The organism is Nostoc sp. ChiVER01, assembly GCF_034531155.1.
Taxonomy (GTDB): Bacteria; Cyanobacteriota; Cyanobacteriia; order Cyanobacteriales; family Nostocaceae; genus Nostoc.
Genome location: NZ_JAVRBS010000038.1, coordinates 17,185 through 42,133 on the forward strand (window position 1 = coordinate 17,185; position 24,949 = coordinate 42,133).

Genomic DNA, 24,949 nt, shown 5'->3' on the forward strand with positions numbered 1-24,949 from the left:
ATCTTATTAATGAACTACAGGCATTCAATTATAAATAGCAAAATTGAGAATATTAGAGATGGAAAAAAACATTACTTTCTCACACTAATATTCATTCAGGTAATAGCGATCGCATTCTTATTCATTAATACAACCGCATTGGCAGCCACAGTCAATCCCTGTCCCGAAGGTATGGCGATGATTTCAGGAGGAACGTTCAAAATGGGGTCTGATAATTCCAGTTTTGTGGAAGAGCGATCGCCTGGAGATGTAACGGTGACTAACTTCTGTATTGATAAATATGAAGTAACAAATTCACAATTTAGTGAATTTGTCAAAGCTACAGGATATGTGACAGTTGCAGAGCGTCCCTTATCTCAAGAACAGTTTCCCGATTTACCCGATGAGCAGCGATTACCGGGTTCTTTAGTGTTTGAGATGGCAAAACCGGGTGTCAAAGAAGTTTCCTTTCTGAGTTGGTGGCATTGGACTACTGGCGCGAATTGGCAACATCCTTTTGGCTCTGACAGTGTGATTGCTAGTAAATCCAACTATCCAGTTGTTCACATAGCTTACGAAGATGCCCTAGCTTACGCCAAATGGTCAGGAAAATCTTTACCCACCGAAGCTCAATGGGAATATGCCGCCCGTGGTGGCTTGGATGGTACAACATATACTTGGGGCAATGAATATTCTGAACATAGAGCCAACACTTGGCAAGGAATTTTTCCCTTTTTCAACACCAAAGCCGATGGTTACTCGGGCATTGCTCCCGTCGGTTCTTTTGCACCCAATGGTTATGGACTCTATGACATGACCGGCAATGTGTGGGAATGGACTAGTGATTTCTTTCAAGTAGGACGCGATCGCAAATCCGATCGAATTAATCCTATTGCCTTAAATCAAAGCTTTGATCCCCAAAAGCCTGATGAACCAAAGTTACACGTAATCAAAGGGGGATCGTATCTCTGCGCTCCCAATTACTGTAGCCGCTTCCGTCCGGCGGCGCGGGAGTCAGAATCACCGGATACGGGAACTACTCATATTGGGTTTCGGCTAGTTAAAAATTTGCCTGCTAGCACACTACCTATGAAACCAATTCGCAATTGAATCAAGCCACCAACAAGGGGCGTTAGCGTAGCGGGATGCAGTACGGTTTTAAACCTTCACTTTTTTCATAAATCCAAAATTGTATGACTAATCCTCACAAGAGAGATTCTTTGTATGCGTCTCTGAAGCTAACTTCTGGTGCGTTCGCGCAGGGTCTCCGTTCGCGCAGCGTCCCGAAGGGAAGGAGAATCGCATTTTTGAGTGCCCTAACGCTAATATTTTCTAGTCTCTTACCTCTACCTGCTTGGGCGGACTATGGCGAGAAATTGCCATTACCCCAACCATCTTTTCAAGGCAAAATTGGCATTACTTACAAAGAATCCGAACCAGACTTCCCCAAACCAATTAAGGCTCCAGAAAATGCACCAAATGTGTTGCTGGTGTTGCTTGATGATGTCGGTTTTGGACAAACCAGCACTTTTGGCGGTCTAATCGATACGCCAAATTTAGACCGTCTAGCAGCAAGGGGATTGCGTTATAACCAATTCCACACTACAGCACTCTGCTCTCCTACCAGAGCCGCATTACTCACGGGACGCAATCATCATTCTGTGAATACAGGTGTGGTTGAGGAGTTAGCCACAGGCTATCCAGGCTATACTGCGATTTTACCTAGAAGTGCGGCAACGATCGCCGAAGTATTGCGAAATTATGGATATAACACCGCAGCCTTTGGCAAATGGCACAACACCCCAGACTATGAAACCAGTGCAGCAGGCCCATTCGATCGCTGGCCGACAGGTTTAGGTTTTGAGTACTTCTATGGATTTCTGGGCGGTGATACCAATCAGTGGAGCCCAGCTTTGGTGGAAAATACCCAACATATTCAGAAACCAAATCGCCCTGATTATCACCTCACCCCCGATCTAGCAGACCATGCAATTAAGTGGATTCGTACCCAGCAAGCGATCGCTGCTGATAAACCCTTCTTTACCTACTTTGCCACTGGCGCAACCCATGCCCCACACCATGCGCCCAAAGAATGGATCGACAAGTACAAGGGTAAATTTGATCGAGGTTGGGATAAATTACGCGAAGACATCTTTGCTCGTCAGCTAGCCTTGGGTGTAATTCCCGCCGATACTAAACTGACTCCTCGCCCGGCGGAACTCCCGGCTTGGGATTCTCTCACTCCCACTGAGCAGAAAGTTTATGCGCGTCAGGCAGAAGTATTTGCAGGTTTCCTCAGCCATACCGATGCACAAATTGGTAGAGTCATTGATGCGATCGATCAACTGGGTAAATTGGATAACACCTTAGTCTTTTTCATCGCCGGCGATAATGGTGCGAGTGCTGAAGGCGGCTTAACAGGTAGTATCAATGAATTAAAAGTCTTTAATGGCGTAGCAGAAAGTCCTCAAGAAGTTCTCGCGGCTTTTGATGATTTAGGTGGGCCAAAAACCTTCAATCATTTTCATGCAGCTTGGGCTTGGGCAGTGGATAGCCCCTTTCAATGGACAAAACAAATTGCTTCTCACTTCGGCGGAACCCGCAATGGTTTAGTTGTGGCTTGGGGCGATCGCATCAAAAATCGTGGTGGACTGCGAAGCCAATTCCATCATGTAATTGATATTGCTCCCACAATTCTGGAGGCTGTGGGGATTGAAGAACCAGAGGTAGTCAACGGTGTAAAACAACAACCCATCGAAGGTACTAGCCTTGTTTATAGCTTTGATAATCCTGCTATACCATCCCATCACAAAACCCAGTATTTTGAAATGTTGGGCAATCGTGGCATTTACGATCGAGGTTGGGTAGCAGCCGCCCGTCATGGACGCTTACCTTGGGAGCGTGTCTCCAAAACCAGCTTCGATGAAGATAATTGGGAACTATACGATATTACCAAAGACTTCAGTGAAGCTAACGATTTAGCCAAGCAGAACCCTGACAAGTTAGCGCAACTACAAGATTTATTTTTGAGGGAAGCAAAAAAATACAAAGTTCTGCCCTTGGACGATCGCTTACTTCAACGGTTTGATGTCAAAATCCGTTCCAACCTAATCACAGGACGCAATAGCTTTACTTATTACACATCTGTTGCAGGGATTCCCGAAGGCAGCGCTCCCAATATTAAGAATCGCTCCTTTAGCATCACCGCCGATGTAGATGCTGCCAAAGATGATACTGAAGGCGTTTTAGTCACCCAAGGCGGACGTTTTGCGGGTTGGAGTTTCTTTTTGCAAGAAGGTAAACCCACTTTTGCTTACAACTTGTTAAATAGCGATCGCACAATAATTCAATCTTCTCAACCAATTGCGATCGGCAAATCCCAAATCAAATTTGACTTTACTTATGACGGTGGCGCTCCGGGAGCAGGCGGTACTGGTAAGCTCTCGATCAACGATCAACAGGTTGCCGAAGGCCGCATTGATAAAACTGTAGGCTACCGATTTGGTTTAGATGAAACCTTTGATGTTGGTCAAGATACTGGCACACCTGTGGTAGATACTTACCAAACACCCTTTGCATTCACCGGTAACTTACAGCAAGTCACCCTGGAATTGAAGTAATAGAAATTGGGAATTGGGGATTGGGCATTGGGCATTGGTTATTCTCCTCTGCCCCCCTGCTCCCCAGCCCCTCTGCCCCCTGCCCCTTTGCGTCTCTGCGTGAAAAAAATCATGAACGAAATCTTGTCACTAATCGATAAACTCGCACTTTTCACATTTATCGTGTTCACCATGCTGGGTGCAGGGTTAAGTCTCACCGTACAACAGATTTGGGAACCACTCCGCAACCTTCGCTTAGTCATATCATCGCTGTTAACAAATTTTGTATTAGTGCCAGTTTTTGTATATTTACTATTGCAAGTAGTACATTTAAGTGAACCACTAAGAGATGGCTTACTGATTATGGCAGTAGCATCAGGGCCTCCAGCATTACCGAAACTTGCCCATATAGTCAAAGGCAATATAGCTTTCTCGGTGGGATTAATGATGTTACTAATGCTGGGCACAATTTTTTATATGCCAATTGTACTGCCCTTAGTGGTGGAAGGTGTACAAATTAACTCCTGGGACATTGCCAAACCCTTATTGTTAATGATGGTTAGCCCATTGATCGTTGGGTTATTCATCAAAGCAAAATTGAGTGCGATCGCCCCCATTATCCAACCGATTTTGTTCAAATTATCTAATGCTGGATTGCTTTTAGGTTTAGTAGTCAGGCTGATAGTTCACACTAACGATATCATTGGCTTATTACAAACAGGTGCAATTTTAGTTTGTGCTATATTCATAGTCTTCTCTTTTAGCGTCGGTTATCTTTTGGGCGGCCCTGGTATCGATACCCAACGAGTGCTAGGAGTTGGAACAGCTCAACGCAATTTTGCCGCAGCATTATTAGTAGCTACAAGTAATTTTGAAGATCCCAGCGTCGTGAGCATCATCATGGTGACGAGTCTTTTAATGATGATCGTAGTTCTGATCGCCGGGCCAAAGTTCATAGAACTAGACCAAGGAACCGGTGTAGAGATAGAACAGGTAGAAGGTTGAAACCCTCTCTAAAAACTGTGCTTGGTAAATACGCTAAATCAATAGTTTTACCGTATTATGTATTAGATACACAAATATTAGATCAGATAAAAAACTATATATGAGGTAGCAGATGGTTCAATCACAAACAAGCTCTTTTGATGCAATCAGTCCAACAGCTTTGATGGTAGCTTATACTAGGCAGTTTACTGATATCCCTTATGGCAAGGAATTAGCTCAATTAGTTAATGCCGAAAGCTTCATAGAACAACTGCAACAAAAAAAATTAAGTCAGCCAAGTGAAGTTTCTGTTCTTGTTGAAGCTCGTTACAAAGCTGTTAATCAAGTAATATCTCAACACTTGCAATTTGAGACTACCCAAATTATCGAGTTAGCATCTGGATTATTGCCTCGTGGTATGGCAATGTCTGAAAATCAAAATATCACTTTTGTTGAAAGTGATTTACCTGCAATGATTAGTCAGAAGCAACAACTCGTAAAACGATTGATTAGAGAACGGCATAATTTGTATTTTGAAGCAATTGACGCTACTAATCAACCTAGTCAGTTTCCTTGGAACGTAAATTATTTACATCAAAACCAACCTGTAGTTGTTTTATGCGAAGGATTGTTAACATACCTAACCTTAGCAGAAAAGCAAAAAGTGTTTGTTAATGTTCGTGAGATACTGCGAGTTTACGGCGGTGTATGGATTACACCTGACCTAACCACTTTTGATGGCTTGAATCAACTACGGCAAATTAGTCCTGGGTTGCAAAGACTCAATCAAACTGCAAGTAATGTTTCAGGTCGAGCTATTAATAATTATCACTTTGAAAACATCGGTCATGTGAAACAGTTCGCTTATGAACAAGGGTTTGATATTAAAGAATATAGTATGCTCGAAGTGATGAATCAAATTACTTGTTTAAATCCTTTAGGGATTGAGCCAGAGGTTGTTAAATCAATGTTGGCTATTGGCTCTACTTTTGTTTTAACCCTTCGCAATTCTTGATGTCTTTAACTGGTTTTTTTGTATGTACCCTCTTGCTACTGCTTGCCTTGCACATTCAATGTTTTGAGTATGCCGCCTCGCAATGTAAAAGATATCTGTTAGCGTTGTCGCAGTAGCATAACCAAGAATTTGTCTTGAGGCGATCGCCTGAAATAACAACTCTGCATCATGCAAAAACGCCTCTCTTTCTAGTAGAAAATCTAGAATGATATTCGTACTCAACTACCGCGTAGTCTAAACCAACAACTCAGGTAAATTTATTACTAGAATTCATCTTAAATATACATAGCAAAGTAATCATTGTAGATTTCTGTATTAGTCATAACTGTGAGTTCTATTTGTTTTTGTTCTTCATCTGTTGCCGAAGTCGTAGCTGAATCTAAGCTTTCTTGAGGAATAAAATCACCACAGTATTCATTCGCCGGTACTGTTGCATTCATCTTCTGGGGATAACTCAATTTGAGATTATTCATGATAGTAATGAATTGACTACGGCTGCGATACTCGTTCCGAGTCGCTCCGCGAACGCTAAATCTGGGATTAAGCCGCTTTTCTTCGCCAATAGTGGAAACTGTGCGTCCTTTATAGTCATGGGCAGGATATACCAAGGTATCATCTGGCAAGGTGAATAAGCGTTGTGTCACCACATCATATAAAGTTCCAGGATCACCTCCCTGAAAATCTGTGCGTCCACAACCACGAATAAATAAGGCATCACCAGTTAACAGATGGGTTTTGTTCACTAAATATGTTATGTGACTGGCGCTGTGTCCTGGTGTAAAAATTGTTTCGATGATTACCGATCCTACCTCTAGAATTTCGCCACCGACAAGGGAGCGATCGGCTTTTGTCACAGCAGTATTCTGGGGAACAATCACCTCACAGCCTGTTTTTTGCCTGAGTTTGCCTGCCCCTGTAATATGATCGGCATGGAGGTGAGTTTCTAGACAGTAGCGTAGCTTTAATCCCAGTTCATCTAAAGATTCCAAATCGCGGTCAACTTGCTCTAATACAGGATCGACTAGAACAGCATCTCCTGTCTGTCGATCACCAATTAAGTAAGTATAACTACTAGTTGCAGGGTCAAAAAATTGCCGAAATAGGAAAGTTGATTGCGGTATCTCTGCACTGCCATCGCTTAACAAAGGCATCGTCGGAATAGGGCGTACACGCACTGGTAGCGATTGCAACAACGTCTTAGATAATTCTTGCGCCTGTCCCCGTAATTCTGGCACAGCAATAGTTTCCCACAAGTCGCCCTTGCGGGGAGTTCCCAAGGTATAAAACAGCGTCGAAACGTTACCGTCTGCTGCATATAAAGCACCGTGGCTATCTGTATCTAATCCTAAACCGATGGCATTGGGTCGAATTAATTTCTGCGATCGCAAATCAGTAATCAGAGGATGAGGCGATCGGCGATAATCTGCTGCTACCCCTGTACAATTCACCACCCGCCGAACTTGCAAGATATGATTAGTTTGGGTTTTGCGCCAGCACACGGTAACAGCTACACCGTCCGGCAAAGCTTGATATTCCCGAATCCGCCCGGCAGAAATGGTGAGTTGACCAGAATCTAGCATTTGGGTGACAACATTTGCTACTTCTGGGGCAATGCGGTGACGATGCACATCCCAATAGGGCGTCAGATGACGCAAAAAACGTTGCTGTTCTTCAGTCGGTAGTTTTTGCCAGATTTTCTGAATCATGGGACGCAGAGAATCAATTACTGCTCGCCAGTCGTAGCCTTGAGCAGCCGCAATTTCCACCTCGGCACGCAGCCGACGTAACCAGTCGCGTACACTTTTTGGTGAATTTTCTGGCGTCAAGAAGCAGGCATAAGGTTGAGCCGCCTGATGTTTTAGGGGAAATAATCCGCGTCGGGACACAGCATAAATTTTGCCGCGATGTTGGCGATCGCTTAGAGATAGAACCATGTCCACCATCGTCAGTCCCGTACCAATTAGCAACACAGGTGCATCAGCATCAAGGTCTGCTAAGGCATCGGCTGACCAAGCATTCCGCAGATAATCATCATTACTGTTTGGGTTTTGAATAGCGGGGGGTGCAGAAGGTGAGTTCCCCAATGCCAACACAACTCTGTCTGCGGCAAAACAGCGACCACTACGTAGAGAAATCATTGCGCCTTTTTCTTCAGGCTGTACCCCTACCGCTTCATCGGTGAAGCGTTCTAGTCGCACATCACTGGGCGCTGTGGCTTCTGCTTCTGCTAAAACCGATTGAATGTATAAACCATAAACTTTACGAGGTATGAAAGTACTGGCATTGACTTCTTCTGAAAAAAATGCTGTTAACTCATCGCGGTTGTGCTGAAGCCAACGTAACAAATGCCCTGGAGCATGAGCAAATGCGCTCATGTTGCCTGCCGATACATTCAGCAAATGACAGTTGGTATCGGTGCTGTAGGCGATTCCCTTGCCAATTTGATCGCTACGCTCAATCAGCTTAATTGTGAGGGGTTGGCTGGCAGTTTTTAATAAGTGGGTAGCGACTAGAGAACCACTAAAACCTCCGCCAACAATAGCGATCGTGGTTGGAGTGTGGGCAGTTAAAAAGCTAGGGTTCATGGCGGTCTTAGCTAGAATCAATAGTTATGCTGTCTCTTTACTGGAACTAAATGCTTTTCCAACCCAGCTAAAAAATCAGACTTGATTTATTATAAATTCTTATAATACCTTGATCTCAAGCATTAAATACATTTAATTGATAAATTAACAGTAGTTTGTGGCTTCTTGACAGAATCTGTACAATTATCATCTTAGAAAGTTCTCAAGATATTCATATCTATGACTTACGCAATAACTCTCTGAAACTCTCATTCCTTTGTGTCCTTCTCTGACTAGACGCTGCGCGTAGCAATATCCCCAAAGGAGTATAATGCGGTTCGTTTTTTCATTATTTTGCGTAAGTCTTGTACTTAACATACAACGCAACTTAAAAGAACCTATGAGCTAGTCAAAGAGTTCAGCAAATAATTCAACTGTCACTAATAACAAAACCTCAGCAGAATCTCGTAAGACAAAACAAGCCGCAGCAAAAATTACAACTGGGTATGCCGAGTAAATGGCACCTGAAAAAATCGTTGTAAATGAGCCACCGCCTAAACCAGACTATCCTCGCTATAGAGTTCATCTTAAAGGAGCGGGTACTGTGGGATGACTACCAAGCGGCATTTGAAGACATGATTAACAATTGCTCGACTGCTCATGCCCCCTGGTATGTCGTACCTGCAAACAAGAAGTGGTATCGTAACTTAGTAGTAGCTCGAACGATCGCAGGTACTCTAGAGGCAATGAACCCACAATTTCCACCAGCAGAAAAGGGTTTAGCAAATATTGTAGTTCCAGATTAAGCAGCGATCGCAATTTTCGCATCTTGCATTTGCGGCTTATCCATGTGAATATTCTATCATTAAAATACGGAAATTTGCTCAATTTACCGTAGTACTCATATTGATTTTAGCTTAAATGTTCTACGTATCCTCAACACTCCCAAAAGCTTATGGACATCAACACCCAACAAATAAAAACTGATGTACTTGTCATTGGTGGCGGTACAGCCGGGACAATGGCTGGAATCAAAGCCAAACAAGCCAATCCTAATGCAGAGGTGCTGATTTTAGAAAAAGCTAACATCCGACGGAGTGGTGCGATCGCAATGGGTATGGATGGCGTGAATACCGCAGTTATTCCCGGACATTCCACCCCAGAACAATACGTCCGCGAAATCACCCTAGCCAATGATGGTATTGTCAACCAAAAAGCCGTATATCAAACAGGCAAATTAGGTTATGAAGTCATCCAAGAATTAGAAAGCTGGGGTGTGAAATTTCAAAAAGATGCTCAAGGCAATTATGACTTAAAACAAGTGCATCGTGTAGGTAAATATGTCTTACCCATGCCAGAAGGTAAAGACCTGAAAACCATTCTTACCCGCCAAGTCAAACGCCACAAAGTCAAAGTGACAAATCGCGTCATGGCAACCCGTGTCTTAGTCAAATCAGGACGTGCTATTGGTGCAGTAGGATTTGATGTCAGAAACGGTGATTATATTGTCATTCAAGCTAAAGCCGTCATCCTCTGTACAGGTGCTTGTGGCAGATTAGGATTACCCGCTTCTGGTTATCTCTATGGCACTTATGAAAATCCTACCAATGCCGGAGATGGCTATTCAATGGCTTATCATGCAGGTGCAGAACTCAGCAATATTGAATGCTTTCAAATTAATCCTTTAATTAAAGATTATAACGGCCCCGCCTGTGCTTATGTTGCTGGGCCTTTTGGCGCACATACAGCCAACGCCGAAGGAAATCGCTTCATTAGCTGTGACTATTGGAGTGGTCAAATGATGTTGGAAATCTGGAAAGAATTAAATTCTGGGAAAGGGCCAGTCCAATTGAAAATGACCCATTTGGATGAAGATACAATTGCAGAAATTGAATCCATACTTTGGGCAAATGAACGACCAAGTAGAGAACGCTTTCATCAAGGTAGAAATGAAGATTACCGTACCCACGGCGTAGAGATGCACATTTCAGAAATAGGCTTATGTAGCGGTCATAGTGCCTCTGGTGTGTGGGTGAATGAAAACGCTCAAACAAGCATCCCAGGTTTATATGCAGCCGGAGATATGGCTAGTGTTCCCCATAATTACATGATTGGAGCATTTGTTTTCGGTCGCATAGCCGGAACTCATGCCATTGAATATATTCAAGATTTAGATTTTATTGAAACAGACACAGATTTTTTAGAAGCTGAAAAAGCTAGAATATATGCACCTTTAACTCGTCCGAATGGTGTACCTCACACCCAGGTAGAATATAAATTAAGACGCTTAGTTAATGATTATCTGCAACCACCAAAATCAGGTAATAAAATCGAGATTGGTTTAAAACATTTTGTACAATATCAAGAAACATTAGATGTAATGGGCGCTCGTGATCCCCATGAATTAATGCGTTCTCTAGAAGTGCATTTTATTAGGGACTGTGCAGAAATGGCAGCTAGAGCATCCTTATATCGTCAAGAAACTCGTTGGGGTCTTTATCATTATCGTTTAGATTATCCCGAAAAGAATGATGACGAATGGTTTTGCCATGTGAATTTAAAGAAAGATGAATCAGGGCAAATGGTATTGTTTAAGCGTCCTATAGATCCTTACATTGTGGAAGTAGATACAGTCAAAGAATTATACAATGTTGCAGTTAAATGAGAAGATTTTTTAAAAGTTTTGGGCAAAATGTAGGGTGTGTTGTCACGCAGTGCAACGCACCATCAGCAATTCAATGACTTTTCTAAAATGAGGGATTATTGGAAAATTCGGACAAAATTATTTACCGATATTGAATTGATTTGTGAAAAATTAACTTGAGCCTAAGATAACAAAAATGGGTTATGAAGCTATAATTTTTGATCTCGATAATACACTGTTGAATTTTGAGCTATGTGAACGCCAAGCTATTCTGGGAGCGTTGGAATATTGTGCAGTATCTTTAGATTTAAATGGAGTCAGTGAGGCTATTTTTCTTCAAGTTTTTGAAACTTATAATTCCAAGTATTGGAGACAGCGAGAAATTTTTTCTCCTAATGAATTAATCGAGATGTCTTATCGAAGTACACTTGCTCACTTAGATATACAAACAGATCAAATTAGCAATCTTAGTCAAAGTTTTTGGCATATTTTTAATCATTCTGCTGTAATGGAACCTGATGTAAATGAAGTATTAACTGTTCTCGCACGTAATTATCGTTTGGCTGTTATCACTAACGGTTTTGTATCAGCACAACTACCGAGAATGCAAGCTGCGGGAATTGAGCATTTTTTTGAAGAAGTTGTAGTTTCTGAAGCAATTGGTTTTGCTAAACCATCTCCTGAAATATTTAATCATACGTTATTTAGATTAGATTTAACACCAGCAGAAGTCCTTTATGTTGGAGATTCTCTCACTCATGATTATGCGGGAGCAATGCAAGTTAATATTGATTTTTGCTATTACAACCGAAAACAACAAAGTTTCCTACAAGGAGTGCAACCAAAGTTTATTATAAGCGAACTTTTAAACTTGCTGGAGTTGGTTAACTAACAAGTTTTTGATTTATTCATTTAAAGTTTAAATTATTTTGAAAAATGTTATCATAAATATGTCTATTTATAATTCAATTGGTCAACAATATTCCAAAACTCGCATTCCTGATATTCGCATTGTCAATAAATTAATTGATTTACTCAATTTACCCAAAAATAGCATTATTGCTGATATTGGGGCTGGTACTGGTGGTTACAGCCTAGCACTAGCTAATCAAGGATTTTTTGTTAATGCTGTTGAACCTTCTTTGGTAATGCAAAAACAAGCATTAGAATATCCGCAAGTTAAGTGGTTCACTGGCTATGCAGAAAATTTACCTTTACCAGATAAGTCTGTTGATGGCGTTGTAAGTATCCTAGCAATTCATCACTTTACTAATCTCGAAAAAGCGTTTCAAGAAATGCAACGAATTATTAGAGATGGGATAATAGTTTTACTAAGTTTTGATATTAGATTAGCTCAAAAAATATGGCTTTATGATTATTTTCCGTTTTTGTGGGAAGATGCCTTACGATTTTTACCACTTAATGAACAGATAAACTTAATTCAGAGGAATACTAAAAGGCGTGTTGAAGCCATACCTCTTTTGTTACCATACGATTTATCTGATTTATTTGCAGCAGCAGCCTGGAGGCGACCAGAGTTATATCTTCAAACAGAAGTACGTGCAGGAATATCATCTTTTGCATTAGCAAATCAAGATTTAATTGAGCAAGGAGTACAGTTACTTACAGCAGATTTAAGTAGTGGGGAATGGACGAAAAAATATGGCAATATTCACAATTTGACAGAGATTGATCTAGGCTATCGTTTTATCCATGCAACGTTGGATAACTAAATAATTGTAATTTAAAATTAAATCATGACAAATAAAGTTACTGTAGGTGAAAAAATTAAAATTAGACAAGCTGAGATTAAAGATGTAGAGAGAATTACTAGTCTTTGCCAACAACTTGAATATTCTGTGACAAATGAACAAATAGAAGAGCGCCTTACTAAAATTACAAATGACGATGCTTATATTGTGTATGTTGCTACTCTAGAAGATGAATATGTAATTGGTTGGGCGCACGCTCATATTTGTGATTCAATAGTCATTCCGACTCCAGCAATTCTTTTAGGATTAATTGTAGATAAAGATTATCGTCACAATGGAATAGGAAGTGTTTTAATGCAGCAAATTGAACAGTGGGCTTTTCTAATTGGATGTGAGGGTATTCTGTTACGTTCTAATGTTAAACGTCGAGAGGCTCACTCGTTTTATGAAAAAATTGGTTATAGGAATATCAAACAGTCAGTGACATTTTATAAAAAATTGCAACCTCAAGAGTAAATAATTTCAAAAATGATTACTGGAATTAACCACATTACTTTATCTGTCAGAGATTTAGAGGAATCTATTAATTTTTATACCAATGTGCTAGATTTTCGCTTACTAGCAAAATGGATGAAAGGTGCTTATCTTTCGGTTGGTGATATTTGGTTGGCATTAATTTTAGACCAGAAAGTTCGAGAAAATTCTATACCTGAATATACCCATATTGGTCTGACTGTTTCTATTGAAGATTTTCCTACTCTTAGCCAACGCATTCAGCAATCAGGAGCAAAAATTTGGCAAGAAAATAAAAGCGAAGGTGCTTCTTTATATTTCCTTGATTTAAACGATCATAAACTGGAAATTCATGCTTCTGATTTAAACATTATAATAAAAACTGCTAAAGCATCTCCGTGGGAAGGGTTAGAATTTTTCATTTAAAGTTGATTAATTGAATTAGAGAGTAATAAATGTATGGCTTTAATTACACAAAGGATAGATGTTCCTGTCATCGTTGACGAATCAAAGTGTTTAGAAAAATGCACAGCTTGTATTGAAGTTTGTCCCCTCGATGTATTAGCAAAAAATCCAGAAACGGGGAAAGCATATATGAAATATGATGAGTGCTGGTTTTGTCTCCCTTGTGAAAAAGAATGTCCCACCAATGCAATTACAGTACAAATTCCCTTTTTATTGCGATAGTTTTCTCTTATCCTTTGTGACTTGGTGGTAAAATGATGAATGATGACCTCAAAAATTGGCTAGAAATGCTGCGATCGCCTGATGTAAATGACCGCTTAGTAGCTGTCAAAAGCTTACAACATCTAGGCGATGAAGAAACAATAGATGCTTTAATTATTGCTTTGAAAGATGAAAATGTCGCTGTACAAAAAATAGCCATATCTGCACTTTGGGAAATTGCCGATCCTGTAGCAATTCCTGCTTTAATTGAATGCTTAACTTCAGCAGATTCAGATATTCGCGCTGAAGCTGCATCAGCATTAAATGAATTGGTAACACCAGATGAGTTGTTACTTTTATTAGATAAGTTACAAATTAATGATGTTAATATACAACTAAATATTTTAGTGCTGTTGCGAAAAATTCATGATATTCAATCTCTACCGTATATTTTACCCTTTTTAGAATCAAAAAATTCTGAGTTAAGAGAAGCAGCAATTACTACACTTCGATATATAAATCAACTAAAAAAATGTCCACAAGCTTTGGATTTAATTTTTGACCAAGAACCAATAGTCCGTCGTGCTACTGCTTTAACTTTAGGGCATTTACAAGATACACAAGTAATTACAATACTTGCTCAAGTACTTACAAATGATAGCGACTGGCAAGTTCGCCGGAATGCAGCCAAATCCCTGGCTATTCATGAAAATCAGCAAGCAACTTCAGCATTAGAAATAGCTTTAAATGATGAACATTGGCAAGTACGCAAATCAGCAGCACAAGCTTTGCAGAAAATCCCAGATATTCAAGTTATGCCGAGATTAATTCAAGCATTAACAGATGAATATGCAGATGTCCGCAAAGAGGCTGCGATCGCACTTGGTAATTTAGCTCATCCTGATGTTATTAACCCCCTGCAACAAGCCTTAGACGATCCTGACAAAGAAGTGTCCATCCAAGCGCAACGGGCAATTCAGAAGATTCAAAGAGATAGAATAGTCTCAAGGGAGCAGTAAATAACTAAGGAAAAGCGTAATGGACAATCCATTTTCTGGAATTGGTAACTTAGTAATACCAACCGATTAAAGATTTGCTAATTTCGCAATACAAATTTTTTACTCCAAATTATTGACCTCTGCTCATCAGCAATATTTATTAGGTGGACTTTATCGACAAAACAACGATAATTTAAATTTGATTGCTGTGCTTCTTCTAAAACCTGTAAAAATTGATTTATATCTTTTGTAAGCTTTCCTAACGTTAAGTGTGGAATAAAGGGTAAATTACCTCTGCAATATTTAGCTAATATACCTGTGTATAATTCATTGTGTAATTCTATCATATCTACCTTTCCTTCTTCAACCATTAAAAACAGATATTCGTCCCATGATTTTTGCAATCCTTGGAGACAAATTGGAAATGTTTTCCACTTAATCAAGATATTCTCAATATGAATAATGAGATTGTTTTCATTAATAGACTCGATTATGGGAAATACAAGTGTAATATGTGGTTCTATTAAATAAACTTGTGGATCATATTTTTGCCTTAATTGATTGATATCCTCTGTGTTAATATTGGGGTAATGTACGATTGCGTAAGACATATTGATAAATTATTAAAGGTTATACAGCAAATTCAACTTCTCTACTTCGCATAGCGTGTCTGAGACAGAGGCTACGCTAACGTGAGGTAAAGGAATACCCTTTTAACATTGAGAAGACATGACTACAGCCCATCAGCAAGAAGTCGTCCAATTACTCAAACAGGTTATCGAACCTACTTTAAATAATGACATTGTTAGTTTGGGAATGGTACGAAACTTACGCATAGTTGATGACTATATTTACTTACGTTTATATATTGGTTCTCATCAGCATCAATTACAGCCAGAAATTCAATCTAAATTGTCATTTTTATCTTGGTGTAAAAAAACTTATATTCAAATTTGTACAATTCCTGGTGTTAAAACAACTCTTGCAATTTCTAGTGGTAAAGGTGGTGTGGGCAAATCTACAACAGCCGTTAATCTAGCCTCAGCTTTAAAATTACAAGGTGCAAAAGTAGGACTATTAGATGCTGATGTCTATGGGCCTAATGTTCCCCAGATGTTGGGTTTAGGAAAAGCTGATATTCAAGTGATTAATACTCCCACAGGTGATAAATTTTTACCTTTAGAAGTTCAGGGAATAAAAGTGATGTCAGTGGGTTTACTTGCAGAAGCAAATCGTCCTTTAGCATGGCGTGGGCCTGTATTGCATAAAATTATCATGCAATTTTTGCAAGATGTGGAATGGGGTGAATTAGATTATTTATTGATAGATTTACCTCCAGGTACAGGTGATGCTCAAATTACAATTATCCAAGAAAGCCCAATTTGTGGAGTCATTTTAGTGACAACTCCTCAACAAGTGGCTGTTGCAGATGTACGACGTAATATATATATGTTTCGCCAAGTGGGTGTTCCTGTCCTTGGCATCATTGAAAATATGAGTTATTTAATTTGCGATGATTGTGGTTCACGCACACCGATTTTTGGCAGTGGTGGCGGCGAACAACTGGCCGCAGAATTACTTGCGCCTTTGTTGGGACAAATTCCTATTGATCCCCGCATTTGTAGCGGTAGTGATACTGGAAATCCGATCGCAATGAGTGAATACACTTCACCAGTAAAGGAGGTTTTTACACAAATAGCTATTTCATTAAATAGTACTTTTATGGTACACGATGAGTCTACGCAGCTTGACTCAGAGAAATAAGGAGGAGAGAGTTTTTCGCTAGTTTTTTGAGTATTTTTTTATTTGGAAGTCCCTTAATTAATTCCCTGATTTTGGTGATTGAGTTATGAGACAAACTACGATAAGCTGATGTAATTACCGTAGTTAATCTAAGTAGGAATCTACCATACATCATTCTCTAAAAGCAAGCTATTTAATTAATGACTCAAAAAGCAGAATTATCTCAATTTGCCCACGAGCGAATTAAACGAGTAGTATGCAACAACGCCGTTTGGTGCGATACGATTTGTCGAGTACATGGGCTATCTGGGGAGTTTAAGGATGTATTAAAGTCTCTAAAGGAAGGTTGAATACATGGAAGCTTTTCAAAAAGGAGTTGAAGGCGAAATAGTTAAAAGCGAAATAGCAAAGCAAATTTATACAGTTTCACATCTAGCTGGGTCTTTTAAACTCCGTTCTGGGAAAATCTCAAACGAATATTTTGATAAATATCAGTTCGAGGCAGATCCAATTTTACTTAATGCTGTTGTTAAGCAGATGCTTACTCTCATTCCAAGTGATATCAAAGTACTTGCAGGTCTCGAACTTGGTGGCATTTCGATAGTGACACTCTTATCACACTACTCTGGTTTACCTACTGCTTTCGTAAGAAAAGAAGCGAAAAAATATGGAACTTCTCGATTAGCTGAAGGTGTACAGATTAATAATCGGAAAGTGCTGATTGTAGAAGATGTAGTAACTTCTGGTGGTCAAATCATTATCTCAGCCAATCAACTGCGTCAACTTGGCGCTCAAATTGATTACGTACTCTGCGTTATCGACCGCGAGGAAGGTGCTATTGATAAACTCTTAGCAGAAGGTATTACACTGCTTTCTCTACTAAAGCGGAGTGATTTTCCTAATTAATATTAAGGCTATGACGGTTTTGCTATAGCGAAGCGCAGATCGCACTTATAACATCTGACAATTAGCAACCTTCTCTAAACTCCTTAACTAAGCCGTAGTTTCAATAAATCTATTCAAACCGAAATATGTCAGACATCGCTGATTTTTCTGCTTCTCAACTGTTATCGCTATATCGCGATCGCCAGTTATCACCAGTTGCAGCAACCAAAGCTGCCCTAGAACGGATCAATACTTACAATAACTCAGTTAACGCCTTTGCGATCGTAGATGAAAACACTGCTCTGGCTGAAGCCCAAGCCTCAGAAGTGCGTTGGCTAAATGGAAATCCTCGTGGCTTAGTGGATGGTATACCTTTTACCGTCAAGGATTTACTATTAACCAAGGGTTTACCAACGCGCCGAGGGAGTAAAGCGATAATCTCCCATCAACCTTGGGAAGAAAATGCACCTGCGGTGGCTCGTCTACGGGAACAAGGAGCAGTTTTATTAGGAAAAACCACAACCTCTGAATTTGGTTGGAAGGGTGTCACTGACAGTCCACTGACTGGTATCACCCGCAATCCTTGGAATACAGATTTGACTCCCGGAGGAAGTAGTGGTGGTGCTGCTGTTGCTGCTGCATTGGGCATGGGAACACTGCATCTCGGTACAGATGGTGGTGGATCGTCAAGAACACCGGCGGCATTAACAGGTGTGTTTGGTTTAAAACCGACTTTTGGACGTGTTTCTGGCTACCCATCAGCCCATACTGGATCATTGTTTCATATTGGCGTTTTGGTTCGTACCGTCACTGATGCCGCACTCACATTAAATGTTATCGCCCATTCTGATGTGCGTGATTGGTATGCTTTACCAGATGACAAACAAGATTATACTTCTGAGTTAGACAAGGGTGTAGCTGGATTGAGAATTGCTTACAGTCCCAACATTGGCTATGCTGAGGTTGATGCAGAAGTAGCTGCTTTAGTTAAAGCCGCAGTTGATGTTTTTGCTAAACTCGGTGCGATTGTCGAAGAAGTCGATCCAGGTTTTGTAAATCCTCGCCCTATTTTTCAAACCTTTTGGCAAGCTGGTGCAGCTAAGTTATTGCGTGGCTTTAGTTCAGAACAACAAGCTTTAATTGAAGAGGGTTTGCAAGCTATAGCCAAAGAAGGCGATCGCCTCACCTTAGTAGAATATCTCAGCGCCCAAGACGCCCGTGAAGCATTGGGACGTCAAATGCAAATATTTCATCAAAACTATGACTTATTACTTACTCCCACCTTACCGATAGTTGCCTTTCCTGTTGGACAAAATCGGCCTCAATCATCTATTGATCAGCACCGAGATTGGACACCTTTTACATATCCTTTCAACCTTACACAACAACCTGCTGCATCTTTACCTTGTGGCTTCACCAAAAACGGTTTGCCTGTTGGAATACAAATTGTCGCTGCAAAATATAAAGATTTACTGGTATTGCAAGCAGTTAAAGCTTATGAAAGTATTTTTCCTTTTATCATGCCGTTAGGAGCAAGTCATTGAGGCGAACAGCGTAGATCCCAATCTACAAGCTACTTCGGCTGCGCTCAGTACAAGTCATACCAATTCACAATTCGCAATGACGCTCCTACGTCGCTAACGCTGCGTTAACGCAATTAAAAAACTTAGATACAGCAATGCTTTCAAGGTTTGCATCTGTATCAGATTTTTCGTGAAATGGTGTCAGGTTTATCAGATCATGAACAAACGGCGAGACAATGTTCCTTTTGATCCTTACTACTTTGAGAAGCTCACATATCTAGGTATGAACTTACTGCCCAGCGATACCTTCCGGCACATCTTCCAAACGAATCATTGGCGTGGATCTAATTCAATTTCAGGGGAGGGTGCTAGTAGAAGACAAACACAACAGATTGAAGCTCAACTTCCAGCATTACTTAAAACATTACAAGTGGAGATACTTCTCGATCTCCCCTGCGGAGACTTCAGTTGGATGCAGTTCATAGATTTACCTATTTCAAGTTACATCGGCGCAGATATTGTACCTGAACTGATTACTGAGAACCAGAAGCGTTACGGAAGTAAAAAGTGTCAGTTTCTGACATTGAATTTAACAAGCGACCCTCTACCAAGAGCAAACATATTGCTATGCCGAGATTGCTTTGTGCATTTTTCAATAGCAGACATTTTCTTAGCTCTCGATAATATTAAAAGTAGCCATATTGATTATCTACTAACAACTACTTTCCTCAATTGTGAAGACAACGAGGATATCACGACAGGTGACTGGCGTTTACTAAATTTGGAGAAACAACCTTTTAATTTTCCTACACCTCTACTACTGATAAATGAACAATGTACTGAGGGAGGTGGCTTATATAAAGATAAGAGCTTGGGATTGTGGCAGGTGCAAGACATTACGTTGGTTTAGAGTGATAAATAGCGATCGCATCTGAGTGCAGACATTTTAATTCACATTAGCCGTGAATTATAAACACTACACAGATTTAGCTAACTGCCACCTTGGTTTGCTGTTTCCATACCGCATCTGCATACAATGATGTGTCGAAGTCCGGCGAAATATTGCCGCTAGTGATCCGGGCTTCGTGTAATGACCAGTCAGCAAAGAATAAGTCGTGGCTGATGCGTGCCACTACTGCTGGCACATCGCGGCGGATGCTGGGTACGTCACCGATAGGCAGACCGAAGCTTACGAAGCCAGCAGGATTGAACACATGGATGTCCTTCAGGTAAGGGGCGTTGCCAAGTACTTTCTCTTGGTATTCATGGGCGCTACCAAGGTAAGGGTGGGTGCTGAGTTGATCGTCACGCTGGTCGGCTGGGGCTTCATAGCGATCGCGCCAGAGGGCGATGTGATGTGCAAATTCGGCAAGTTCCGGCCGCTTTGTCGGGTCAACAAAATAGCCAGTACCAGCGATCGCAAAATCGAACTCGAAAACATCATCATTTACTTGAGCAACGATGCGATCGCCTTGATTGTGAGCAGATTTCCAAGGTGCAGATAAGTGCAGGTAGAAGTTAGAGAAAGCTATTACCCGCTCGATTGCGTCTGGTGGTGGTGTAGAGCCAACCTGATTAAACCGCCAAGCTTGGAACCAGCGAGCTGCATCAGGTAGTTGCGGATAGTTGTAGTAAGCGCCAGGATAACCTCGCAGGCGATTCACTGGCAGAGATGCGATCGCTGGCCGTCGTGCGAACAGGTGTACTGCCTTAGCGCCTGATTCCAATGCTACTCCTGCCGCATCGAAGGCCGAGGCCGCAGCACCCAGCACTGCTACTGTTTTGCCACGTAGATTGTTGAAGTCGATTTCATCGGCGGTATGTGCATATAAGGTACGTGGCAGAGATGCCAATACAGGCGGTATATTTGGGCCACCAGTGCCAGCTACACCGTTGGCGAAAATAATTTTACGTGTGGTTTCCACCTGGGCGACACCGTTCACTTCTAAGTGTAGACGAAAGAAATCTGCGTCTGGCTCAATCCGCACCAACTTTGTCTGATACCGAACTGGAATGCCCAGGAAATGCCGATACCAACTGAGGTACTCAGCCCACGCCACTCGTGGAATGCGGTCAAGCGCTGCGTATGCCTCAATACCGTGCCGCGCCTCGTACCATGCTTGAAATGATAGCGCCGAAATGCCCAGTTCTGGCCCTGGCAGATTTTTCGGTGTGCGTAACTTTTTCATCCGCGCCCGCGTCAGCCACACGCCAGCATGAACTTCGTCAAGAGCCTCATCGATGACTGTCACACGGCCAATGCCGGCACGCCGCAGGGCAAATGCGAAGGTGCTGCCACTGCCACTACCGCCTACTATTGTCACATTGTGGTCAATGCCTGGGCGATCGCTTACCCAGTTTTCGGGATCTGGGCCGAGTAGGCGCAACACCTCACGAGCGGCAAAATCGAGGTCAGTCGTTGTTGTCATGTCGGTATTTAAGGATGAAATAAGATTTTATCGAGATTAGTGATACTGAAAAGCATAATATCATGAGGAGCTAATAATTAGTTTATCTAATATTAAGCTTTACGAACAAGATAATTACTGACTGTTAGCGAAGCGGTGCTGATGTCACCCAAATAGTAAGGATTCAGCACCCAGGAGTCAGGAGCCAGAATTTATCAGGAATCTAGAATGATTGGTATATTTAGTCATCAAATGTTCTCCTGATTCTTTAACTATTCTGAATTCTTACAAAGAAGCACCACGGTAAAGGTTACTGCACATTGCAAATTAGTTGAAATTTTCTATTAGTTTGAGTAGCTGATAATGCTTATCTTTATTTATTCACACTCGCCAATAAATAAAAACTTTTTAGTTTGCTGAAAATCCCAAACCATTTTATCTCCTGCTTAAGAACACGCTCACGATCAGCAGATTCTTGTGGTGGTAATTCCCAAATATCACGGATTTCATGTTCTTGCCGATCTGTTAATTGGAGATGATGTGGTAATTGAGACTGTTGCTCAAATAACCAAGGTACTCCATTTAATAATTCTCTTTCTATTCCATGAAACATATTTTTACCCTTATGAAAAATAAGGTGATTTTGACATTTGGCTTTTTACTTCTTGCTGCAATTATTGGCATTTGGTGATATCTTCGTTAAAACTGCTGTCCCAAAGTTGTTTTACATCAACTTTTGTGGAAATTACACCCGCTTGAAAAAAGGTATCAGCAACCTTTTGCTCAGAAGCAATAGCTGCGTCAGAAATAGGAAGTAATTCTTGACGACGCTGTTGTTGCCCTTGCTTGGCATCTTGATAAACGATGCCTTCATCAACATCGATAGTAGTTGCATAATTCTTCGACCATTGCTTGAGATTAGATTCTCGCCAAGTTTGGGATTTCTGCAAACGACAGAGAAAATCAGCAATTACAACTTTCTTTTGGGGATCAGCGATTGCATTGGGTGAAGCAATAATCACAAAGTTACCGCTCAAAATATCTTTTGCAGATTCCAGCACTCGCGCCCCTTCTTTTTTGGCTTGGGGGATGGAGTAACCGTAGGTAGCCCAAGCATCAAGCTGTCCTTTACGAAAAGCCGAAAGCCCATCGGGTATTGATAAAGGAATTGCATTGATATCCTTCATCGTCAGCCCGACTTTTTCCAACATTTTAATCAGAAAGTAGTGGGCAGTTGTGGCTTTAACATAACCCACTTTCTTACCTTTAAGATCAGCGATCGTTTTGGCAGTAGAGTCCTTGGGTACAAGTACAACTTGACTAACCGTAGGCCCTTTGAGAGTGGCAATAATTTTTACAGATGCTTTCGATTCAATCGCAAAAATCGGTGGAATTTCACTAGAAGAGGCTAAGTCAATTGCACCAGCATTGATTGACTGTACCATCAAGTTACCCCCGGTAAACTCAGTAAATTGAGTTGTGTAAGGGAAATTATCTAGTCCAGCTAACTTTAAATTTAGGTCCCAGCCACCTTTATACTTAGCAACACGCAATTGAGTTGTATTCGACACTGCAATTTTAGATGGACTAGGATTAGCAGTGATCGTTGTCGGACTGGTAGACTTAACCTCTGAGCAAGCTGTTGTTGCTACTAACAAGCAACCCAGAGAGAAGAAAAAATTTTGCCGCAGCCAATTGGTAGACACGTTAATTTTTAGGTATAAAAAGACAAGGAAGAAAAATAACTACCAACTACTCTAGTAAGCTTGGTTCTTCGCCCACAATTCGGTCGTAGAGTGGCTGAAAGCTAAACCAACCGCCGGAATGGGTTCCTACTTGGTTATGAGTAAAAGTTGCTGTTTCGTGGTCAATGGGAAGTGGTTTGCCAGCTGCTTCTGCAAGTAGTTGGGCTTGAGCCGATCGCTCAAAAGAAATGTACCAAAAAGCAGCTTCGTCTACTGTCTGTCCCACTGTCAAAAAGCCATGATTCCGTAGGATGACAGCTTTTTTGTCTCCTAAAGATTCAGCAATTCTTTTACCCTCTGAAGTATCTAAAACTACTCCTTTATAGTCATCAAATAGAGCGTGGTCTTGATAGAAAGCACAAGCATCTTGAGTTAGGGGATCAAGGAGGCGACCAAGACTTGACCAAGATTTACCATGCAGAGAATGAGCATGAGCCGCTGCAACTATATCAGGTCGCGCCTCATGAACCTGTGAATGAATGGCAAAAGCGGCGCGATTGACGGGAGCATTACCTTTGACAACTTCGCCTTCTCTATCGACCAAAATCAAGTCAGAAACCCGGATGTGGCCAAAGTATTTGCCAAGGGGATTTACCCAAAAATGGTCAGTAAACTCAGGATCTCTGGCGGTGATGTGGCCTGCTGTTCCCTCACTAAAGCCAAAACGAGCAAACAGCCGAAATGCAGCCGCAAGGCGTTGTTTGCGGTAGAGTCGTTCTTCTTCAACTCGTTCAAAGACTGGCGGTTGTGGTCTAGTGAAATTTGGCATGATTTTCTCTTTCTTGTTTCACAGGGAGATTAAGCTAGGGTTGCTGTTTGTCTTTCTTGTCGTTGCACTTGTTGACGTACCAAAGGAATCACACCTCGACCGTAGGCGATCGCATCTTCCACAGGGTCAAAACCGCGAATCAATAGTGTTGTCACTCCAGCTTTGTAGTAATCGAATAATGACTCTGCAACTTGTTCTGGAGTCCCCACCAAAGCAGTAGTATTACCACGAGCGCCAGTAGCAGCTGCGATCGGTGTCCATAAACGCTTATCATGAATTTCGCTTTCCTTAGCAAAATCCAACAACCGCAATGAACCAACAGCTTCAGGTCGGAAAGAAGCCCCCGGAGATAATTGAATCCCAGCCTTAGCCCGGGTTTCATTGATCCGTGAGAGAATATAATGTGCTTTTTCCCATGCTTTTGCTTCTGTTTCGCCCAAAATCGGACGTAAGGAAACACTAAATCGTAAATCTTTTCCAGGTGGTGCTGCGGCTTTCACCTCTGCGATCCTTTGTTTAATAGCAGCTATGGGTTCTCCCCAAAACGCATATACATTACTGTGCTTTGCACCTACATCCACAGCAGCACCAGAAGCACCACCGAAATATATTGGTATATGCGGTTGCTGTAAAGGTTTAACTTCCGAAAATGCTTGTTTGAGTTGGTAGAACTCCCCTTGATAATCGAAGGGTTCTTCACTCGTCCAAACTCGCCGTACAATATCAAGATATTCATCGGTACGGCGATAGCGAGTATCATGATCGAGCCAATCACCATCGCGCTGTTGTTCGGCATCGCTCCCACCAGTAATAATATGCACTGCAACGCGACCATTAGAAAAGTGATCTAATGTTGCTAATTTACGGGCGGCTAAAGTGGGAGCCATAAAACCCGGTCTATGTGCAAGTAAAAATTTGAGTCGTTCGGTTGCAGCAGCCACATAACTGACTACATTAAAGCCATCTGGCCCTGTAGAACTATAACCAACTAGCACTCGATCAAAGCCACCATCTTCATGGACTTTTGCAAATTTGCGGACATAAGCTAAGTCTATACTTCCCCCCGTCAGAGATACAGAAGGGCCATGTAATTCAGACGCTTCTCGCGTACCAATCATGCCAATAAATTCCACAGACATATTAATTTTGCTCCAAATCTTTGTTATTTAAGTTTTTAGTGGTAGTTATTCTGTGCCTCTTTT

25 protein-coding genes are annotated in these 24,949 nt (G+C 41.3%); 17 read left to right on the top strand and 8 right to left on the bottom strand.

The genetic code is table 11. The annotated features are described in order from the left end of the window. The first annotated feature begins 9 nt into the window (after positions 1-9). The 4 genes from RMY00_RS32090 (at position 10) to RMY00_RS32105 (ending at position 5,577) form a co-directional block, all read left to right on the top strand. Positions 10-1,089 carry a formylglycine-generating enzyme family protein gene (locus RMY00_RS32090; protein ID WP_322651410.1) on the top strand — a complete coding sequence of 360 codons (1,080 nt, stop codon included), beginning with the start codon at positions 10-12 and terminating at the stop codon, positions 1,087-1,089. A gap of 197 nt (positions 1,090-1,286) precedes the next feature. Further along, positions 1,287-3,599, top strand: a complete 2,313-nt coding sequence (locus RMY00_RS32095) for a sulfatase-like hydrolase/transferase (protein ID WP_322651411.1) — start codon at positions 1,287-1,289, stop codon at positions 3,597-3,599. Between the two features lie 111 nt (positions 3,600-3,710). After that, positions 3,711-4,583, top strand: a complete 873-nt coding sequence (locus tag RMY00_RS32100) for a bile acid:sodium symporter family protein (protein WP_322651412.1) — start codon at positions 3,711-3,713, stop codon at positions 4,581-4,583. Positions 4,584-4,695: 112 nt separating this feature from the next. Further along, positions 4,696-5,577 carry a class I SAM-dependent methyltransferase gene (locus RMY00_RS32105; protein WP_322651413.1) on the top strand — a complete coding sequence of 294 codons (882 nt, stop codon included), beginning with the start codon at positions 4,696-4,698 and terminating at the stop codon, positions 5,575-5,577. On the opposite strand, the gene RMY00_RS32110 is transcribed toward RMY00_RS32105, so the two are convergent. Further along, the gene (locus RMY00_RS32110) at positions 5,557-5,799 is read right to left on the bottom strand and encodes a PIN domain-containing protein (RefSeq protein WP_322651414.1); all 243 of its coding nucleotides are present in this window, start codon (positions 5,797-5,799) and stop codon (positions 5,557-5,559) included. The two genes, RMY00_RS32105 and RMY00_RS32110, sit on opposite strands and share 21 nt — an antisense overlap. A gap of 53 nt (positions 5,800-5,852) precedes the next feature. Next, positions 5,853-8,183, bottom strand: coding sequence for an FAD/NAD(P)-binding protein (locus RMY00_RS32115; protein ID WP_322651415.1), 2,331 nt, complete (start codon positions 8,181-8,183; stop codon positions 5,853-5,855). 500 nt (positions 8,184-8,683) lie between these two features. On the opposite strand from RMY00_RS32115, the gene RMY00_RS32120 reads away from it, so the two are divergent. From RMY00_RS32120 to RMY00_RS32155, 8 genes are all read left to right on the top strand, one after another. Beyond that, complete coding sequence (locus RMY00_RS32120) at positions 8,684-8,947, top strand: hypothetical protein (protein ID WP_322651416.1); 264 nt, start codon at positions 8,684-8,686, stop codon at positions 8,945-8,947. Positions 8,948-9,096: 149 nt separating this feature from the next. Beyond that, positions 9,097-10,806, top strand: a complete 1,710-nt coding sequence (locus tag RMY00_RS32125; RefSeq protein ID WP_322651417.1) for a fumarate reductase/succinate dehydrogenase flavoprotein subunit — start codon at positions 9,097-9,099, stop codon at positions 10,804-10,806. Between the two features lie 175 nt (positions 10,807-10,981). Continuing rightward, complete coding sequence (locus RMY00_RS32130; protein WP_322651418.1) at positions 10,982-11,677, top strand: HAD-IA family hydrolase; 696 nt, start codon at positions 10,982-10,984, stop codon at positions 11,675-11,677. Between the two features lie 58 nt (positions 11,678-11,735). Then, a complete protein-coding gene (locus tag RMY00_RS32135; protein ID WP_322651419.1) occupies positions 11,736-12,518 on the top strand; it encodes a class I SAM-dependent methyltransferase in 783 nt (260 codons plus the stop codon). 24 nt (positions 12,519-12,542) lie between these two features. Next, on the top strand, positions 12,543-13,013 hold the full coding sequence (locus tag RMY00_RS32140; protein WP_322651420.1) for a GNAT family N-acetyltransferase: 471 nt from the start codon (positions 12,543-12,545) through the stop codon (positions 13,011-13,013). Between the two features lie 12 nt (positions 13,014-13,025). After that, positions 13,026-13,436, top strand: a complete 411-nt coding sequence (locus RMY00_RS32145) for a VOC family protein (protein ID WP_322651421.1) — start codon at positions 13,026-13,028, stop codon at positions 13,434-13,436. Positions 13,437-13,469: 33 nt separating this feature from the next. Continuing rightward, positions 13,470-13,697 carry a 4Fe-4S dicluster domain-containing protein gene (locus RMY00_RS32150; protein ID WP_069068766.1) on the top strand — a complete coding sequence of 76 codons (228 nt, stop codon included), beginning with the start codon at positions 13,470-13,472 and terminating at the stop codon, positions 13,695-13,697. Positions 13,698-13,732: 35 nt separating this feature from the next. Next, positions 13,733-14,695, top strand: a complete 963-nt coding sequence (locus RMY00_RS32155) for a HEAT repeat domain-containing protein (RefSeq protein WP_322651454.1) — start codon at positions 13,733-13,735, stop codon at positions 14,693-14,695. Positions 14,696-14,772: 77 nt separating this feature from the next. On the opposite strand, the gene RMY00_RS32160 is transcribed toward RMY00_RS32155, so the two are convergent. Then, complete coding sequence (locus RMY00_RS32160; RefSeq protein WP_322651422.1) at positions 14,773-15,285, bottom strand: 2'-5' RNA ligase family protein; 513 nt, start codon at positions 15,283-15,285, stop codon at positions 14,773-14,775. A gap of 118 nt (positions 15,286-15,403) precedes the next feature. Here RMY00_RS32160 and RMY00_RS32165 point away from each other — a divergent pair, with 118 nt between their 5' ends. The 5 genes from RMY00_RS32165 (at position 15,404) to RMY00_RS32185 (ending at position 19,735) form a co-directional block, all read left to right on the top strand. Next, positions 15,404-16,438, top strand: a complete 1,035-nt coding sequence (locus tag RMY00_RS32165) for an Mrp/NBP35 family ATP-binding protein (protein ID WP_322651423.1) — start codon at positions 15,404-15,406, stop codon at positions 16,436-16,438. 179 nt (positions 16,439-16,617) lie between these two features. Further along, entirely contained in the window at positions 16,618-16,767 is a 150-nt protein-coding gene (locus RMY00_RS32170) for a hypothetical protein (RefSeq protein WP_322651424.1), read from the top strand. Positions 16,768-16,771: 4 nt separating this feature from the next. Beyond that, on the top strand, positions 16,772-17,323 hold the full coding sequence (gene pyrE / locus RMY00_RS32175; protein WP_322651425.1) for an orotate phosphoribosyltransferase: 552 nt from the start codon (positions 16,772-16,774) through the stop codon (positions 17,321-17,323). A 125-nt stretch (positions 17,324-17,448) separates the two neighbouring features. Further along, positions 17,449-18,846, top strand: coding sequence for an amidase (locus RMY00_RS32180; protein WP_322651426.1), 1,398 nt, complete (start codon positions 17,449-17,451; stop codon positions 18,844-18,846). Between the two features lie 196 nt (positions 18,847-19,042). Continuing rightward, entirely contained in the window at positions 19,043-19,735 is a 693-nt protein-coding gene (locus tag RMY00_RS32185; protein ID WP_322651427.1) for a class I SAM-dependent methyltransferase, read from the top strand. A 76-nt stretch (positions 19,736-19,811) separates the two neighbouring features. On the opposite strand, the gene RMY00_RS32190 is transcribed toward RMY00_RS32185, so the two are convergent. From RMY00_RS32190 to RMY00_RS32210, 5 genes are all read right to left on the bottom strand, one after another. Continuing rightward, positions 19,812-21,254: an FAD-dependent oxidoreductase gene (locus tag RMY00_RS32190; protein ID WP_322651428.1), complete on the bottom strand. Its 1,443-nt coding sequence runs from the start codon at positions 21,252-21,254 to the stop codon at positions 19,812-19,814. A 352-nt stretch (positions 21,255-21,606) separates the two neighbouring features. Next, positions 21,607-21,846, bottom strand: a complete 240-nt coding sequence (locus RMY00_RS32195) for a hypothetical protein (RefSeq protein ID WP_322651429.1) — start codon at positions 21,844-21,846, stop codon at positions 21,607-21,609. 61 nt (positions 21,847-21,907) lie between these two features. After that, complete coding sequence (locus RMY00_RS32200; protein ID WP_322651430.1) at positions 21,908-22,939, bottom strand: ABC transporter substrate-binding protein; 1,032 nt, start codon at positions 22,937-22,939, stop codon at positions 21,908-21,910. Positions 22,940-22,985: 46 nt separating this feature from the next. Then, a complete protein-coding gene (locus RMY00_RS32205) occupies positions 22,986-23,747 on the bottom strand; it encodes a class II aldolase/adducin family protein (RefSeq protein ID WP_322651431.1) in 762 nt (253 codons plus the stop codon). Positions 23,748-23,776: 29 nt separating this feature from the next. Beyond that, complete coding sequence (locus RMY00_RS32210; RefSeq protein WP_322651432.1) at positions 23,777-24,886, bottom strand: LLM class flavin-dependent oxidoreductase; 1,110 nt, start codon at positions 24,884-24,886, stop codon at positions 23,777-23,779. Positions 24,887-24,949 lie beyond the last annotated feature (63 nt).

Bases quoted from the DNA above. Each gene is read 5' to 3' on its own strand.
- RMY00_RS32150 (WP_069068766.1), top strand. From the start codon at position 13,470: ATGGCTTTAATTACACAAAGGATAGATGTTCCTGTCATCGTTGACGAA.
- RMY00_RS32165 (WP_322651423.1), top strand. From the start codon at position 15,404: ATGACTACAGCCCATCAGCAAGAAGTCGTCCAATTACTCAAACAGGTT.
- RMY00_RS32170 (WP_322651424.1), top strand. From the start codon at position 16,618: ATGACTCAAAAAGCAGAATTATCTCAATTTGCCCACGAGCGAATTAAA.
- RMY00_RS32130 (WP_322651418.1), top strand. From the start codon at position 10,982: ATGGGTTATGAAGCTATAATTTTTGATCTCGATAATACACTGTTGAAT.
- RMY00_RS32155 (WP_322651454.1), top strand. From the start codon at position 13,733: ATGAATGATGACCTCAAAAATTGGCTAGAAATGCTGCGATCGCCTGAT.
- RMY00_RS32100 (WP_322651412.1), top strand. From the start codon at position 3,711: ATGAACGAAATCTTGTCACTAATCGATAAACTCGCACTTTTCACATTT.
- pyrE (WP_322651425.1), top strand. From the start codon at position 16,772: ATGGAAGCTTTTCAAAAAGGAGTTGAAGGCGAAATAGTTAAAAGCGAA.
- RMY00_RS32210 (WP_322651432.1), bottom strand. From the start codon at position 24,886: ATGTCTGTGGAATTTATTGGCATGATTGGTACGCGAGAAGCGTCTGAA.
- RMY00_RS32140 (WP_322651420.1), top strand. From the start codon at position 12,543: ATGACAAATAAAGTTACTGTAGGTGAAAAAATTAAAATTAGACAAGCT.
- RMY00_RS32090 (WP_322651410.1), top strand. From the start codon at position 10: ATGAACTACAGGCATTCAATTATAAATAGCAAAATTGAGAATATTAGA.
- RMY00_RS32135 (WP_322651419.1), top strand. From the start codon at position 11,736: ATGTCTATTTATAATTCAATTGGTCAACAATATTCCAAAACTCGCATT.
- RMY00_RS32125 (WP_322651417.1), top strand. From the start codon at position 9,097: ATGGACATCAACACCCAACAAATAAAAACTGATGTACTTGTCATTGGT.
- RMY00_RS32185 (WP_322651427.1), top strand. From the start codon at position 19,043: ATGAACAAACGGCGAGACAATGTTCCTTTTGATCCTTACTACTTTGAG.
- RMY00_RS32195 (WP_322651429.1), bottom strand. From the start codon at position 21,846: ATGTTTCATGGAATAGAAAGAGAATTATTAAATGGAGTACCTTGGTTA.
- RMY00_RS32180 (WP_322651426.1), top strand. From the start codon at position 17,449: ATGTCAGACATCGCTGATTTTTCTGCTTCTCAACTGTTATCGCTATAT.
- RMY00_RS32105 (WP_322651413.1), top strand. From the start codon at position 4,696: ATGGTTCAATCACAAACAAGCTCTTTTGATGCAATCAGTCCAACAGCT.
- RMY00_RS32120 (WP_322651416.1), top strand. From the start codon at position 8,684: ATGAGCCACCGCCTAAACCAGACTATCCTCGCTATAGAGTTCATCTTA.
- RMY00_RS32160 (WP_322651422.1), bottom strand. From the start codon at position 15,285: ATGTCTTACGCAATCGTACATTACCCCAATATTAACACAGAGGATATC.
- RMY00_RS32205 (WP_322651431.1), bottom strand. From the start codon at position 23,747: ATGCCAAATTTCACTAGACCACAACCGCCAGTCTTTGAACGAGTTGAA.
- RMY00_RS32145 (WP_322651421.1), top strand. From the start codon at position 13,026: ATGATTACTGGAATTAACCACATTACTTTATCTGTCAGAGATTTAGAG.
- RMY00_RS32190 (WP_322651428.1), bottom strand. From the start codon at position 21,254: ATGACAACAACGACTGACCTCGATTTTGCCGCTCGTGAGGTGTTGCGC.